This window comes from Pseudomonas sp. AD21 (genome assembly GCF_002878485.1).
In the GTDB taxonomy this organism is placed as follows: Bacteria; Pseudomonadota; Gammaproteobacteria; order Pseudomonadales; family Pseudomonadaceae; genus Aquipseudomonas.
Genome location: NZ_NQYG01000012.1, coordinates 131,944 through 146,467, shown reverse-complemented (window position 1 = coordinate 146,467; position 14,524 = coordinate 131,944). Strand labels below are relative to the sequence as shown.

Sequence of the window (14,524 nt, the reverse complement as noted above, 5' to 3'; positions counted from 1 at the left end):
AACATGTGTCCACCATGTCTCCGGTACATACACTCCCAGAGGGAGAGGGAGCCGATTTGTGAGCCTTTCAGAATCTGGGTTCAACTCGGTATCGCACGTCGGCGTAGCTCTCCCAAACACTTCGCTCAGTCCCCTCTCCCTATGGGAGAGGGTTGGTGAGGGGCTTTTGATCTGTTTCAGAATCTGAGTTCAACTCGGTATTTCACGTCGGCGTAGCTCTCCCAAACACTTCGGTCAGTCCCCTCTCCCTCTGGGAGAGGGTTAGGGTGAGGGGCAATTTCGCTGACACGATAAAGAACTGGAAGCGCTCACTGTCCGGCATTTCCCGTGCACAAACATGATTTTGTGAGCACGTTTAAATTACACAACCCGTTACGCCACGGGGCCTACAACACCTTGCGCCGTTACCTACGCGTACGCCAGAATCCGCCTGCTTACGCGGCTATGAGGTGGGTTGTATCGTGTCCCTGTCACTGAAAAACAGTGATCGGGTTTGGTAGCCCGCTTCGAAACCGTATTGTGTCACCGTATGCAGCCCCTTTCTGGGGGCTCAGATTTTTATGGTGGACATGCGTGGGGCTCATTCGTGAGCGCCGGGTTTCCCGTTTCGACCGGTCTACCAACCCACGTATGGCCACCACCCACTCGTTTGGTAGCGAGGGTGATGGCTCCTAATATTCGAAACTGGAGTTACACCTATGTTCAAAATCACACCAAACCCGCCCGTTACCGATCCAATCCCCCACGACCCAGCGCTCAGCCCGCAAAAGATCAAAGACGCAACCGATCGCGCCCTCGACTACTACCTCCGACCCGAAGCCCTGGGGGCTCCACCAAGCTCGCCAAAATTTCGCCCGGTCTATCTCGTCGACCCCACGCTGGATGACGAAACCCTGCTGGTCGAGGCGAGCGAGTCGCTTTCATACGCCCATGCCATGGCCGGTAATATCGCCAATTCAATAGGCGGTCCGGAGCGCAAACCGCTGCTGGCGCTGCAACAGGTGATCATGCTCAACGAGCTGTTGGTCAATCGGCTGCTGGATAAGCTGAAGTTGCCTCAGTAATTTCGCTGGCTGTTATGGCCTCTTCGCGAGCAGGCTCACTCCTACATTGGATCTGCGGTGATCACAGATTGTGAGCCCGACAACGATCCCCTGTAGGAGTGAGCCTGCTCGCGATGAGGCCTGCCAGACTCCACAAATTCCAGATCAAAAAGAAAAAGCCCGGACAGCTTTCGCCGTTCGGGCTTCCAAGATCAAAAGATCGCAGCCTGCGGCAGCTCCTGCACGGTGTCATCTTTCGATGTACCTCGATGGGGACTTGCCCGAAGTGGCAGCGATCAACTCTGCCAGTGTCAGTCGGCTTCAGGTGGTCTCAGCCTGGTCATGGTGAAAGTTCCCTTGGGATTCAGACGATAGCGATGACTTTTGAACACGGCCTCGAATGATCCCGTAGCGATGTCCGTTTCAGGGTCATATTTGATGCTGAGAGTCGCCGAGTCCGCGTCTACCGTAGCCATTCCGGTAAATCCCGGCGGCGCAGGGATCCAATGGCTATGTCCAAATGTCAGCCCGTCGCTGAGGTTATAGACGCCTGTGAGTGCCTCATCGGATTGGTAGAGCAGCGTCATGGAGAAAGCAAAATAGCTTTCATCGTCGAAATTTCCCGTTCCACCACTAATGGCCCAATACGGCTCACCAAAAAACTCGCCCCGATAGAAAGATCTGAATTTGGCTGTTTTCTGTTTACCGCCCAATTTCCATTGAAATTTGTCATCGCGCACCAGTGGCTTTTTCGGGAGAAAAATAACTTGAGTGGTCATTGTCAAACCTGCCTTTTCGAGTAAGAGGAGGTGTTACAACCGACTGCAATTACGGTTTCTCTTGATACCCGCTCGAACAGATGTGCGTCTACTGTCAGATCTGACAGGTAGTGCAGGCAATAAAAACCCCGGAAGCTTTCGCTGTCCGGGGTTTTTGTTATCGCCAGCTCAATCAGCGGTTAAACCGCTCCACCAACGAGTACTGCGTATTCGCCGTCTTCGTCAGCTCTTCACTCAGCAACGCCGAGTTATGCGCCTGTTCCGACGTCTGATCCGCCAACTCCGAAATATTGCTGATGTTGCGGCTGATCTCTTCAGCCACCGCACTTTGCTCTTCGGTCGCAGCGGCGATCTGCGTGGTCATGTCGGTGATGTTGGCCACCGCTTCACTGATCCCGACCAACGCCTGATCCGCTTCCAGTACCCGCGCCACACCTTCTTCAGCCTGACGATGCCCGGCTTCCATGGTTTGCACGGCACTCGAAGCTGTTTGCTGCAATTTGGCGATCAGGGCGTGAATCTGCCCGGTCGATTCGCTGGTGCGTTGCGCCAGTTGGCGAACTTCGTCAGCCACCACCGCGAAACCACGGCCCATCTCGCCAGCACGGGCCGCTTCGATGGCGGCGTTGAGGGCGAGCAGGTTGGTCTGGTCGGCGATGCCTTTGATCACGTCGACCACGCCGCCGATTTCGTCGCTGTCCTTGGCCAGTTGGGTCACGGTCAGGCCGGTTTCGCCGACGACTACAGACAGACGCTGAATGGCTTCGCGGGTTTCGCCGGCGATGTCACGACCGCGACCGGTCAGGCGATTGGCTTCCTGAGTCGCGTCAGCAGTGCGCTGTACGTGGCTTGCCACTTCCTGAGTCGTGGCGGCCATCTGGTTGACGGCGGTGGCGACCTGTTCGGTTTCCACGCGCTGACGTTCCAGACCGCTGGAGCTGTTGTGCGCCAGGGCGTCGGACTGCTTGGCCTGATCGGTCAGGTGTTCGGCAGTATCCTGCAGACGGGTCAGGCAGGTTTTCAGGCGGGCTTCCTGGCTGAGGATCGACATTTCCAGACGCGCCTGGGCGCCACGGCTGTCGGTGTACATCTGCGCGATCAGCGGGTCGGAGGTGGTTTGCTCGGCCAGGCGCAGCAGGCGTTTGAGCCCGCGTTGTTGCCATTGCAGGCCCATCAGGCCCAGCGGTACTGACAAACCGGCGGCCAGAGCGAAGCCCCATTGCGAGTTCAGGGTCGCGCCGATCACGAAGCTCAGTTGGCTGACCAGAATGAACGGCAGCCAGTCCTGCAGCACCGGCAGCCATTTATCGCTGGAAGGGATCGCCGACTTGCCCTGGTTGATGCGTTGGTAGAGCGCTTCGGCACGGCGGATCTGTTCGGCGGTGGGTTTGATCCGCACCGACTCGTAACCGACCACCTGATTGCCGTCGAACACCGGTGTTACATAGGCGTTCACCCAGTAGTGGTCACCGGATTTGCAGCGATTCTTGACAATGCCCATCCATGGCAAGCCTTGTTTCAGTGTGCCCCACATGTGCGAAAACACCGCAGCCGGCACGTCGGGGTGACGGACCAGGTTGTGCGGCGCACGGATCAGTTCCTCACGCGAAAACCCGCTGATTTCGACGAAAGCGTCGTTGCAGTAGGTGATCACGCCCTTGGCGTCGGTTGTGGAAATCAACCGCTGCTGAGCCGGGAAAGTCCGTTCGCGTTGTGTAATGGGCTGGTTATTACGCATGGTTTTTCAATCCGCAAGGCTTTGAAAGGTTGTCGGCGGTGACAGCTTTTTATTGAAATTTTTTTTCAATAATCAGCACAGCGTCGCAAAACGGCGCTTGCTTCAGCCGGCGAGCATCGGATAGGTGAACAGGCCAAAATGCAGCAGATTCAGCCCGAAATGCGTGGCGATCGCCGCACCGAGGCCGCCAAAACGGTAGGCCAGACCATAGCCAACCCCCGCCAGCCCCGCCAGCAGCATCCACTGCCATCCCGCGCCGAAATGCGCCAGGGCAAAGATCAGCGAAGCCAGCAGCAGCGCGAGGTTGTCGCCATGGGGCAGGCGCTTGAAGAGCCGGCTCAAGCCTCCCTGTATGTAGCCGCGAAACAGCGCCTCCTCGACCAGGGTCACCAGCAGCAGATTGTTCAGCAGCCACAGCCATGCCTGATCGGGCCACTTCGGTGCCCAGGCAATCATCCCGAACAACAGCGCGCCGCCCAGCGCCAGGACTGCGCTCAACGTCAGGGCGAGGACGCTGGCGTACGCTGTCAGGCGCAGCGAACGTGCCGCGACAATCCACGGGCAGGCCAGCAGCAGCCAGAAGCCGATCAAGGGCTTGTCCAGGTTCAGGTACATCGCGAACGGCACGGCGTCGTCGGTGAAACGCAGCCGGGCGATGGCCCGACCGTTGTCGAACCCCGGCAACCAGTGCAACGCCAGCGACAGGGCGAGGAAGATGAACAGAGCGTGCCCGAGCAGACGCGCCACCGGTACCTGCTGTTGGCGCACGGCGAAACCGGCCACCAGCAACAATCCGACCGAGATCAGCGCGAGCCAGCCGAGGTGGCCAATGCTCAGCGCCCATCCATAACCGAGGCTGAGAAGGGCCAGATAGAGCCATGGCAACGCCTTCATCGAAAGTCCTTGTGCAGAATTTGTGGATGGGCTTTCTACACGGACGGGGGCGTGGGGACAAGTAAAGGTGTGGCGGGAGGTGGGGACAACACAAAATACTATCGTCAGACACAGATCCCAACTGTGGGAGCGGACTTGCTCGCGAAGGCGTCGGCCCATTCGACATCAATGTTGCCTGACCCACCGCTTTCGCGAGCAGGCTCACTCCTACAATGGTCCCGCGGCAAGCCACCCATCCCAATCCCCCCCAATCCCGGGTAGGAGTGAGCCTGCTCGCGATGGCGTCAGTCCAGCCGAAATCCATGTTGCCTGACCCACCGCTTTCGCGAGCAGGCTCACTCCTACAATGGTCCAGCGGCAAGCCACCCATCCCGATCCAACCCCCAGTCCCCGGTAGGAGTGAGCCCGCTCCCACAGGGGATCTTTGTGTGGCTGAGGAATCAGCTCAAATTGAGTTTCGCTGCCGCGCGTTCAGTAATCGCCGTACGCGTCTTCAACGACGCCGCTGCACGATTACGAGCCTCTTCGACGACAGCACTCGGTGCCGTCTCCGGACTGCCCGATTCAAACGGCGGTGCCGGCGCATATTCCAGTTGCAACTGGATCAACTGTGCCGCCTCGGCTCCCACCAGTTCGGCGGCCAGCACCAGCGCAAAGTCGATCCCCGCCGTAATCCCGCCACCGGTAAACAGATTGCCGTGGCGCACCACCCGATCCTGCACCGCAATCGCGCCGAGCTTCGGCAGCAGTTCGTGATAGGCCCAGTGGGTGGTCGCGCGTTTGCCCTGCAGCAGTCCCGCCGCGCCCAGCACCAAGGAGCCGGTGCACACCGACGTCACATACCTGGCCTGCGCCGCCTGACGCTTGATGAACCCCAGCGTCTGCTCATCTTCCATCAACGCGCCGACCCCGGCGCCTCCGGGCACGCAGATCACATCCAGGTCCGGACAGTCGTCGAAGCTGATGGTCGGTTTCAGCAGCAGGCCGGTGCTGGCAGTGACCGGCACCAGATCCTTCCAGATCAGGTGCATCTTTACGTCCGGCAGCGAGGCCAGTACGTCATAAGGGCCGGTCAGGTCCAGTTGCTGCACCTGTGGAAACAACAGAAAACCGATCTGCAACGTCATGGGGTATTTCTCCATTTGAGGGGTGGACGGCTTCACTGTAGGCGCGTAGGTTCTGGCGTATACGCCAATAACCCCACCAATTACGCCAAAATGCCCAAAGCCATTCACGTACTCGCGTTCGCCAATATGCAGATCCTCGACGTCACCGGGCCGCTGCAAGTCTTCGCTTCGGCCAACGACATCGCCCGCCAGCGCGGCTTGCCCGTACCGTATGCGCCGTCGGTGATTGCCCGCGAGGGCGGGGCGGTGATGTCTTCGGCAGGGCTGGCGGTACTGGCCGAGCTGTTGCCGCAGGAGGCCAGCGATACCTTGATCATTGCCGGAGGCTGGGGCATTTACCCGGCGGCCGAGGATGAGGCCCTGGTGGACTGGGTGCGCGAACACGCCGCCAGTTGCCGCCGCGTGGCCTCGGTGTGCACCGGCGCCTTTCTATTGGCAGCCAGCGGCTGGCTCGACGGCCGCCGCGTGGTCACCCACTGGACCCGCTGCGAGCAACTGGCGCAGCAGCATCCGAAGCTGCAAGTCGAAGCCAATCCGATCTTCATCAACGACGGCCCGGTCTGGACCTCGGCGGGCGTCACCGCCGGCATCGATCTGGCGCTGGCGATGGTCGAACAAGACCTCGGCCGCGACATCGCCCTCGACGTCGCCCGACATCTGGTGGTGTTCCTCAAACGCCCGGGTGGGCAATCGCAGTTCAGCGTGACCCTGGCCCTGCAAAATCAGGGCAATCGTTTTGACGAGCTGCACGCCTGGATCGCCGAAAACCTCACCTGCGACCTCGGCGTGCCGACCCTGGCCGAACAGGCCGGCATGAGCGAACGCAGTTTCGTGCGCCACTATCGCGCCGACACCGGCCAGACCCCGGCCCGCGCCATCGAACTGATCCGCGTCGAAACCGCCCGGCGTCTGCTCAGTGACACCGGGCTGCCGGTCAAGCGCATTGCGGCCAATTGCGGGTTTGGCAGTGAAGAGACGTTGCGGCGCAGTTTTTTACGGGCGCTTGGCGTGACGCCGCAGGCGTATCGGGAGCGGTTTTCGGTCAGTGCTGTTGCAGATCAAGCCTCAGCTTCCGCCACCTGATTGAAATACTTCGTCCGATCCGGGGTAAACGTTACCCGCATCTTCGTCCGCGAACAGGTCAGTGCACGTTCTTCAGCCAGATCAATATCCAGATCCTCACCACGTAAGCCCTGCCACTGCGCCAGATACTTCAGCGAACCGTATTTCTCGTTCTTCTTCAGGCTCCGGCTCACGCCACCTTTCCAGCCGAGTACCGGCAGTTCATTGGCACAGCAGCGTTGCGCGAGGTCGGGGAAGCGTACGGCGCGCTGGCGGCCGATTTCCCAGCATTTGATCAGGCCTTTGTCGGCGGCTTCCCAGAGTTGGGTGCGGGTCAGGCCGGTGCGCAGGGGCGTGGCGATGGGACGGTGGACGTGCTGGGTCATTCTGGTTCCTTGAATTCGGGTTTTATTGGACAGCTCCGCTGTGCCCGTTGCGGTGGATGGTAGGGGGGGATGTAACAGCTGGCAACAAGGTATTTCAGGGTGTAAGTGCAAGTTGCAGGGGGGGAATTGGGTGGGATTTGTTTAACAGATGCAGGCATCAAGTCACACCCTCTGTGGCGAGGGGATTTATCCCCGATCGGCTGCGCAGCAGTCGCAAAATCATCACACGCGGTGTCTCAGAACTACCGCGTCAGCTGGTTTTGGGGCCGCTTCGCTGCCCATCGGGGATAAATCTCCTCACCACAAAAGCCCGCCCACACAGAAGGTGACCTACAGGATATAACGGGACAGGTCTTCGTTCTGCGCCAATTCGCCCAGGTGGCTGTTGACGTATTCGGCGTCGATCAGAATCGGCTTCTCATCGTGGGTGCTGGCCAGGTCGCCGGCACTGAACGACACCTCTTCCAGCAGACGCTCAAGCAGCGTGTGCAGGCGACGGGCACCGATGTTCTCGGTCTTCTCGTTGACCTGCCAGGCTATCTCCGCCAGACGCTTGATGCCTTCGGGCTGGAACTGGATGTTCAGGCCTTCGGTTTTCAGCAGCGCGCAGTATTGCTCGGTGAGCGAGGCGTGCGGTTCGCTGAGGATGCGTTCGAAGTCTTCCGGGCTCAGCGCCTTGAGTTCGACGCGGATCGGCAGACGGCCCTGCAGTTCCGGCACCAGATCGCTCGGCTTGCTCAGGTGGAACGCACCGGAGGCGATGAACAGGATGTGGTCGGTCTTGACCATGCCCAGCTTGGTGTTGACGGTGCAGCCTTCGATCAGCGGCAGCAGGTCGCGCTGTACGCCTTCGCGGGACACATCGGCACCGCCGACATTGCCGCGTTTGGCGACCTTGTCGATCTCGTCGATGAACACGATGCCGTGCTGCTCGACCGCTTCCAGCGCCTTGGCCTTCAACTCTTCTTCGTTGACCAGACGGCCAGCCTCTTCGTCGCGCACCAGCTTCAGCGCGTCCTTGACCTTGAGCTTGCGGGCCTTTTTCTTGCCCTTGCCCATGTTGGCGAACAGGTTCTGCAACTGGCTGGTCATCTCTTCCATGCCTGGCGGCGTGGCGATTTCGATGCCGGACACTTCAGCGACTTCGATCTCGATTTCCTTGTCGTCCAACTGACCTTCGCGCAGGCGCTTGCGGAACAGTTGGCGGGTGTTGGAATCGGTGCTCGGGGTTTCTTCATTGCTGAAGCCCATGCGCGCCGGTGGCAGCAGCGCGTCGAGGATGCGATCCTCGGCGGCGTCTTCGGCGCGGTGACGCACGCGGGTCATTTCCTGCTCGCGCAGCATCTTGATCGCGGCGTCGGCCAGATCACGGATGATCGATTCGACGTCACGGCCAACGTAGCCGACTTCGGTGAACTTGGTCGCCTCGACCTTGATGAACGGCGCGTTGGCCAGTTTCGCCAAGCGACGGGCAATTTCGGTTTTACCGACACCGGTCGGGCCGATCATCAGGATGTTCTTCGGGGTCACTTCAACACGCAGCTCTTCAGGCAGCTGCATGCGGCGCCAGCGGTTGCGCAAGGCAATCGCGACGGCGCGCTTGGCATCGTCCTGGCCGATGATGTGGCGGTTGAGTTCGTGGACGATTTCGCGGGGAGTCATGGACATAATAATTGACGGTCCTCAAGCAGAAACAAGCCGTGGCACAAGGCCGACTCAGGCTTCTTCAGCGAGATCCTGCTCCTCAATGGTCTGAGTGTGGTTGGTGAATACACAGATGTCGGCGGCGATACCGAGAGCGGTTTCGACGATTTCACGGGCCGACAGGTCGGTCTTTTTCAGCAGTGCGCTGGCTGCAGCCTGGGCGTAACCGCCACCGGAACCCATGGCGATCAGGCCGTTTTCGGGTTCGACCACGTCACCGTTGCCGGTGATGATCAGCGAGGCGTCCTTGTTGGCGACCGCGAGCATGGCTTCAAGGCGGCTGAGGGAGCGGTCGGTGCGCCATTCTTTGGCGAGTTCGACAGCGGCGCGGATCAGGTGGCCCTGATGTTTCTCGAGCTGGCCTTCGAAACGTTCGAAGAGCGTAAAGGCGTCGGCGGTGGCACCGGCGAAACCGGCGATGACCTGGCCGTGGTACAGACGGCGAACTTTCTTCGCGTTGCCTTTCATGACGGTGTTGCCCAGAGAAACCTGGCCGTCGCCGCCCATGACGACTTTGCCGTGGCGGCGGACTGAAACGATGGTGGTCAAGGGAAGAGTCTCCACACAGCGGGGCGAAAGTGCCTTATGCCCATTCATATGGGGGTGCTGGAGAGGATTTCAACCGTAGCGCAGGAGATGGGACGAGCGGTGTCTTGTATTTTGATCGTTCCCACGCAAAGCGTGGGAACGATCGGCCGAGCGTCAGCGGCTCTGGCGTTGTTGTAACAACAAATTGCTGAAGCCGCTGCCCGCCAGTTGTTTCTGCGCGGTGGTCAGTTGTTCGCGGTTGCTGAACGGGCCGACCAATACGCGGTACCAGGTTTCGTCCTTCACCGTGCCCGACTCAACCGAAACGGCCTGGCCGAGCAGAATGATCTGCGCCCGAACCTTGTCCGCATCCGCCTCTTTGCGGAACGAGCCGGCCTGGAGGAAGAACTTGGTCACAGGTGCGGCCTTGCTCACCGGTGGCGCTGGCGGCGGGGTGATCCCGGCCAGGGCTGCCTGAGCGCGCGCGGTGTCGATCTTCGCCGCTTCCGCCGGGGTCACCGGAGTCGTCGGGATGTTCGGCACTTGTGGCGTCGGCAGAGTCTTCTCCGGCACCGCATCCGGCGGCACGATCACTTCCGATTCCGGCAGCAGGGTGTAGAAGTCGTACTTCGGCTTCACCGGTTGCGTCGGGCTCGGCGGGGGCTTGTTGGCCTCGGCGATCTTCGACGCTTTCTGCTGTTGCGCTTGCTCGACTTTCTCGCGTTTGACCGTGTCGCTGCCCTTGCCCGGCTCCAGTTTCATCAGGAACACGATGAACGCACCGACCGTCAGGCCGATGGCCATCCACAGCCAACCCGGGATCGGTTGCTTTGCAGGAGCTTGGTAACGGCTGGCGCCACGCTTGGGTGCAGGTTTTTTCTTGGCAGCCAACTTACATGCGCTCCAGAGTTTCCAGGCCCAACAGTTCCAGGCCTTGCTTGAGAGTGCGGCCGGTCAGCGCGGCCAGACGCAGACGGCTCTGCATCTGGGCCGGCGTTTCGGCGGCGAGGATCGGGCAGTTCTCATAGAAGCTGGAGAACAGACCGGCGACGTCATACAGGTAGGTGCAGAGAATGTGCGGGGTGCCTTTTTCCGCGACGCTGTTCAGCACTTCGCCGAACTGCGCCAGCTTCGCCGCCAGCTCTTGCTCGTGCGCGGCTTCGAGGACGATCTGGCCATCGACTTCGCTGAAGTCCTTGCCGAGTTTGCGGAATACGCCAGCGACACGGGTGTAGGCGAATAGCAGGTACGGCGCGCTGTTGCCTTCGAAATTCAGCATCAGGTCGAAGTTGAAGCTGTAGTCGCTGGTGCGGTGCTTCGACAGGTCGGCGTATTTCACCGCGCCGATGCCAACGACTTTGGCGATGTTGCGCAGTTCGTCTTCAGCCAGCTCCGGGTTCTTTTCTTTCACCAGGTTGTAGGCACGTTCCTGCGCTTCGGTCAGCAGGTCGATCAGCTTCACGGTGCCGCCATCACGGGTCTTGAACGGACGGCCGTCGGCGCCGTTCATGGTGCCGAAGCCCATGTGCTCCATCTCCATCGGATGGGTCACGAAACCGGCCTTGCGTGCCACGGCGAACACTTGCTGGAAGTGCAGGGCCTGACGCTGGTCGACGAAGTACAGCGCACGATCAGCCTTGAGCTTGCCACTGCGATAGCGCACGGCGGCCAGGTCAGTGGTGGCGTACAGGTAGCCGCCGTCAGCCTTGACGATGATCACCGGCAGCGGGTCGCCGTCGGCGTTCTTGAACTCGTCGAGGAACACGCACTGCGCGCCGTTGCTTTCGACCAGCATGCCAGCGGCCTTCAGGTCGTTGACCACGTTGATCAGGTCGTCGTTATAGGCGCTTTCGCCCATCACGTCGGCCATGGTCAGTTTGACGTTGAGCAGTTCGTAGATCTTCTGGCAGTGCGACAGCGAGATGTCCTTGAACTTGGTCCACAGCGCCAGGCACTCGGCATCACCGGCCTGCAGCTTGACCACCAGGCCACGGGCGCGGTCGGCGAACTCTTCGGACTCGTCGAAACGCTGCTTGGCGGCGCGGTAGAAGTTTTCCAGATCAGACAGCTCGTCGCTGGTGATCGGGTTTTCCTGCAGATACGCCATCAACATGCCGAACTGGGTGCCCCAGTCGCCCACGTGGTTCTGGCGGATCACTTGGTCGCCGAGGAATTCAAGCACGCGAGCCACGCCGTCGCCGATGATGGTCGAGCGCAAGTGGCCGACGTGCATCTCTTTGGCCAGGTTCGGCGCCGACAGGTCAACCACGGTGCGTTGCGCCGGGCCGGCCTTGCGCACGCCCACGTTGGCGTCGGCAAGCGCCGCGTCGAGACGCGAGGCCAGGGCCTGGGTGTTCTGGAAGAAATTGATGAAGCCTGGGCCGGCGATTTCGGCCTTGGTGACGTTTTCGTCGGCCGGCAGCGCGGCGATGATTTTCTCCGCCAGATCGCGCGGTTTCATGCCCGCAGGCTTGGCCAGCATCATGGCGATGTTGCTGGCGAAGTCGCCGTGGGTCTTGTCACGGGCGTTCTCCACCTGAATCGCCGGCGACAGGCCTTCAGGCAACACACCTTCGTTGACGAGTTGGGTGAGGGCTTGTTGGATCAGCTGGCGAATGGTGTCTTTCATGGTCTTCTCTTTCGACCGCAAGCGCGGCGGCGCATCGATGCGCGGGTGGAAAAACTGGGCATTATCCGTTGCGAAGACGGGCTTGCCAACCTTAGCAGGCAGGATGTGGATGTGTGGTGACAAATAGCGCGCTTTCGCGAGCAGGCTCGCTCCCACGTTGGATCTGCGGTGTTCATACATTATGTGTCTGGCATCAATCCCTCGTGGGAGCGAGCCTGCTCGCGAAGGCGATGTTCAGATCAATACAAATCCACGGGATCAACATCCAGCGACCAGCGCACCGCCCGCCCGCCCGGCATCTGTTCCAGCTCCAGCAACCAACTGGCGAGCAGCCGATGCAGCGGCGCCCGCGCCGTCGCTTGCACCAACAGCTGTGCACGATAGCGTCCGGCGCGGCGCTCCATTGGCGCCGGCACCGGCCCGAGCAATTCGATGCCGGTCAGCTTCTGCTCAGTGAGCAAGCGCTCGGCCGCGCTGCAGGCTTCATCGAGAAAGCCTTCGGCCTGCCCCGGCTTGTGCGCTTCGGCGCGCAACAACGCCAGATGTGAAAACGGTGGCAAACCCGCAGCGCGGCGCTCACTCAAAGCCTGCTCGGCAAAGGCGAAGTAACCCTGCTCGGTCAATTGCACCAATAAAGGATGGTCGGCCAGATGCGTCTGAATGATCACCTTGCCCGGCTCTTCCGCCCGGCCTGCGCGCCCGGCCACCTGCACAATCAATTGCGCCATGCGCTCGCTGGCGCGGAAGTCGCCGGAGAACAGCCCGCCGTCGGCATCGAGAATCGATACCAGTGTGACCCGGGGGAAGTGGTGCCCCTTGGCCAACATCTGTGTGCCGACCAGAATGCACGGCTTGCCCTTCTGAATCGTCGCGAACAACTGATTCATCGCGTCCTTGCGCGAAGTGCTGTCGCGGTCGACGCGCAGCACCGGGTAATCCGGGAACAGAATCGCCAGCCGTTCCTCGGCGCGCTCGGTGCCGGCACCCACCGGGCGCAGATCGACCTTGTTGCACTTGGGGCACTGGCGCGGCACGCGTTCGACGTAGCCACAATGGTGGCAGCGCAGCTCGCCATAGCGCTGGTGCACGGTCATCCGCGCATCGCAGCGCGAGCACTCGGACATCCAGCCGCAATCGTGGCACAGCAACGTCGGCGCAAAGCCGCGCCGGTTGAGGAACACCAGCACCTGCTGGCCGGCCGCGAGGGTCTGGCCGATGGCTTGCTGCATCGGCCCGGAAATGCCGCTGTCCAGCGGACGGCTTTTCACATCCAGACGCAAGAAGCGTGGTTGCTTGGCACCGCCGGCGCGTTCGTTGAGGCGCAGCAGGCCGTAGCGACCGGTGTAGGCGTTGTGCAGGCTTTCCAGCGACGGCGTGGCGGAGCCGAGGACGATCGGAATGTTCTCCTGGCGTGCGCGCACCAGCGCCAGGTCCCGGGCGTGGTAGCGCAGGCCTTCCTGCTGTTTATAAGAACCGTCGTGCTCTTCGTCGACGATGATCAGCCCCGGGTTCTTCATCGGCGTGAACAGCGCCGAGCGGGTGCCGATAATAATGTCGGCCTCGCCGTCACGGGCGGCGAGCCAGGCGTCGAGGCGCTCGCGGTCGTTGACCGCTGAGTGCAGCAAGGCGATGCGGGCGTTGAAGCGCTGCTCGAAGCGCGCCAGGGTCTGCGGGCCGAGGTTGATCTCCGGGATCAGCACCAGCGCCTGCTTGCCGGCTTCAAGGGTTTCGCGAATCAACTGCAAATAGACTTCAGTCTTGCCACTGCCGGTGACCCCGGCCAAGAGAAAGGCGTGGTAACTGTCAAAGCCGGCGCGGATCGCCTCGTATGCGGCGCGTTGCTCGCTGTTCAGCGGCAACTCCGGTTGCGCCAGCCAGTGCTCATGGCGCACGCCGGGGGCGTGCCGCCGGATCTCCACTTGTACCAGATTCTTGGCCAGCAACAGGTCGAGGCTGTCTTTGCTCAGCATCAGTTTGCTCAACAACTGATGGGCGACGCCGTGCGGGTGTTGCGCGAGCGTCGCCAGCGCTTCACGTTGCCGTGGGGCGCGGGCGATGCGCGGATCATCCAGGCTGGCCCCGGGTGTAATCGACCAGAAACGTTCCTGACGGGCCTCGGCCAGTTCGCCCTGACGCAGTAGCACCGGCAGTGCCCAGCTCAATGTGTCGCCGAGGCTGTGCTGGTAATACTGCGATGTCCACAGGCACAGCTTGAACAGTGCTGGCGGCAGCGGCGGCTCGGTATCGAGCAGGGCCAGCGCCGGTTTGAGTTTCTCCGCCGGCACTTCGCTGGTGTCCGTGACCTCGACCAGAATCCCGATCATCTCGCGCCGACCGAATGGCACCCGCAGGCGCATGCCTGGCTGCAACTGGGCACGCAGCACCCCGACCGGCGCTCGATAGTCGAACAGGCGGCGCAGGGGCGAAGGCAGGGCGAGGCGCAGAATGGCGTCGGGCACGCGGGGGGTCTCGATCAACAGGCGATTAAAAGGACTGCGTACATAACTTGTGGGAGCGAGCCTGCTTGCGAAAGCGGTGTGTCAGGCGGCTGATATGCTGGTTGATAGATCGTCTTCGCGAGCAGGCTCGCTCCCACAGGGACAGCGCAATGGGCCGGGAGCCTAGCAGACGGTC

Annotated in this window: 12 protein-coding genes; 2 read left to right on the top strand and 10 right to left on the bottom strand. The window is 61.2% G+C overall.

Going from position 1 to position 14,524, the window contains the following annotated elements; all coding sequences use genetic code 11:
* Nucleotides 1-698 precede the first annotated feature (698 nt).
* A complete protein-coding gene (locus tag PseAD21_RS10625) occupies nt 699-1,064 on the top strand; it encodes a DUF6124 family protein (RefSeq protein WP_102355632.1) in 366 nt (121 codons plus the stop codon).
* 290 nt (nt 1,065-1,354) lie between these two features.
* Here the strand turns inward: PseAD21_RS10625 and PseAD21_RS10620 are convergent, their stop codons facing one another.
* From PseAD21_RS10620 to inhA, 4 genes are all read right to left on the bottom strand, one after another.
* A complete protein-coding gene (locus tag PseAD21_RS10620) occupies nt 1,355-1,822 on the bottom strand; it encodes a hypothetical protein (RefSeq protein ID WP_102355631.1) in 468 nt (155 codons plus the stop codon).
* 172 nt (nt 1,823-1,994) lie between these two features.
* Nucleotides 1,995-3,560 (bottom strand): PAS domain-containing methyl-accepting chemotaxis protein, encoded by a 1,566-nt coding sequence (locus PseAD21_RS10615; RefSeq protein ID WP_097087658.1) that lies wholly within the window; start codon nt 3,558-3,560, stop codon nt 1,995-1,997.
* A 102-nt stretch (nt 3,561-3,662) separates the two neighbouring features.
* Complete coding sequence (locus PseAD21_RS10610) at nt 3,663-4,454, bottom strand: CPBP family intramembrane glutamic endopeptidase (RefSeq protein WP_102355630.1); 792 nt, start codon at nt 4,452-4,454, stop codon at nt 3,663-3,665.
* 440 nt (nt 4,455-4,894) lie between these two features.
* A complete protein-coding gene (gene inhA, locus PseAD21_RS10600) occupies nt 4,895-5,581 on the bottom strand; it encodes an isonitrile hydratase (RefSeq protein ID WP_102355628.1) in 687 nt (228 codons plus the stop codon).
* 90 nt (nt 5,582-5,671) lie between these two features.
* Between inhA and PseAD21_RS10595 the strand changes: the two genes are divergently transcribed.
* Nucleotides 5,672-6,664: a GlxA family transcriptional regulator gene (locus PseAD21_RS10595; RefSeq protein ID WP_102355627.1), complete on the top strand. Its 993-nt coding sequence runs from the start codon at nt 5,672-5,674 to the stop codon at nt 6,662-6,664.
* On the opposite strand, the gene PseAD21_RS10590 is transcribed toward PseAD21_RS10595, so the two are convergent.
* The 6 genes from PseAD21_RS10590 to PseAD21_RS10565 form a co-directional block, all read right to left on the bottom strand.
* Nucleotides 6,640-7,029, bottom strand: coding sequence for a hypothetical protein (locus PseAD21_RS10590; protein ID WP_102355626.1), 390 nt, complete (start codon nt 7,027-7,029; stop codon nt 6,640-6,642). The genes PseAD21_RS10595 and PseAD21_RS10590 overlap by 25 nt on opposite strands.
* Nucleotides 7,030-7,359: 330 nt before the next feature.
* Entirely contained in the window at nt 7,360-8,697 is a 1,338-nt protein-coding gene (gene hslU, locus PseAD21_RS10585; protein WP_102355625.1) for an ATP-dependent protease ATPase subunit HslU, read from the bottom strand.
* Nucleotides 8,698-8,745: 48 nt separating this feature from the next.
* Nucleotides 8,746-9,282 carry an ATP-dependent protease subunit HslV gene (gene hslV, locus PseAD21_RS10580; protein ID WP_003220875.1) on the bottom strand — a complete coding sequence of 179 codons (537 nt, stop codon included), beginning with the start codon at nt 9,280-9,282 and terminating at the stop codon, nt 8,746-8,748.
* A gap of 153 nt (nt 9,283-9,435) precedes the next feature.
* Nucleotides 9,436-10,152, bottom strand: coding sequence for an SPOR domain-containing protein (locus PseAD21_RS10575; protein ID WP_102355624.1), 717 nt, complete (start codon nt 10,150-10,152; stop codon nt 9,436-9,438).
* Between the two features lies 1 nt (nt 10,153).
* A complete protein-coding gene (gene argS / locus PseAD21_RS10570; protein WP_102355623.1) occupies nt 10,154-11,890 on the bottom strand; it encodes an arginine--tRNA ligase in 1,737 nt (578 codons plus the stop codon).
* A 239-nt stretch (nt 11,891-12,129) separates the two neighbouring features.
* The gene (locus PseAD21_RS10565; RefSeq protein WP_102355622.1) at nt 12,130-14,349 is read right to left on the bottom strand and encodes a primosomal protein N'; all 2,220 of its coding nucleotides are present in this window, start codon (nt 14,347-14,349) and stop codon (nt 12,130-12,132) included.
* Nucleotides 14,350-14,524: the final 175 nt, after the last annotated feature.

Excerpts from the sequence above, each read along its gene's own strand:
- PseAD21_RS10625 (WP_102355632.1), top strand. The coding sequence starts at position 699 with ATGTTCAAAATCACACCAAACCCGCCCGTTACCGATCCAATCCCCCAC.
- PseAD21_RS10620 (WP_102355631.1), bottom strand. The coding sequence starts at position 1,822 with ATGACCACTCAAGTTATTTTTCTCCCGAAAAAGCCACTGGTGCGCGAT.
- PseAD21_RS10615 (WP_097087658.1), bottom strand. The coding sequence starts at position 3,560 with ATGCGTAATAACCAGCCCATTACACAACGCGAACGGACTTTCCCGGCT.
- PseAD21_RS10610 (WP_102355630.1), bottom strand. The coding sequence starts at position 4,454 with ATGAAGGCGTTGCCATGGCTCTATCTGGCCCTTCTCAGCCTCGGTTAT.
- inhA (WP_102355628.1), bottom strand. The coding sequence starts at position 5,581 with ATGACGTTGCAGATCGGTTTTCTGTTGTTTCCACAGGTGCAGCAACTG.
- PseAD21_RS10595 (WP_102355627.1), top strand. The coding sequence starts at position 5,672 with ATGCCCAAAGCCATTCACGTACTCGCGTTCGCCAATATGCAGATCCTC.
- PseAD21_RS10590 (WP_102355626.1), bottom strand. The coding sequence starts at position 7,029 with ATGACCCAGCACGTCCACCGTCCCATCGCCACGCCCCTGCGCACCGGC.
- hslU (WP_102355625.1), bottom strand. The coding sequence starts at position 8,697 with ATGTCCATGACTCCCCGCGAAATCGTCCACGAACTCAACCGCCACATC.
- argS (WP_102355623.1), bottom strand. The coding sequence starts at position 11,890 with ATGAAAGACACCATTCGCCAGCTGATCCAACAAGCCCTCACCCAACTC.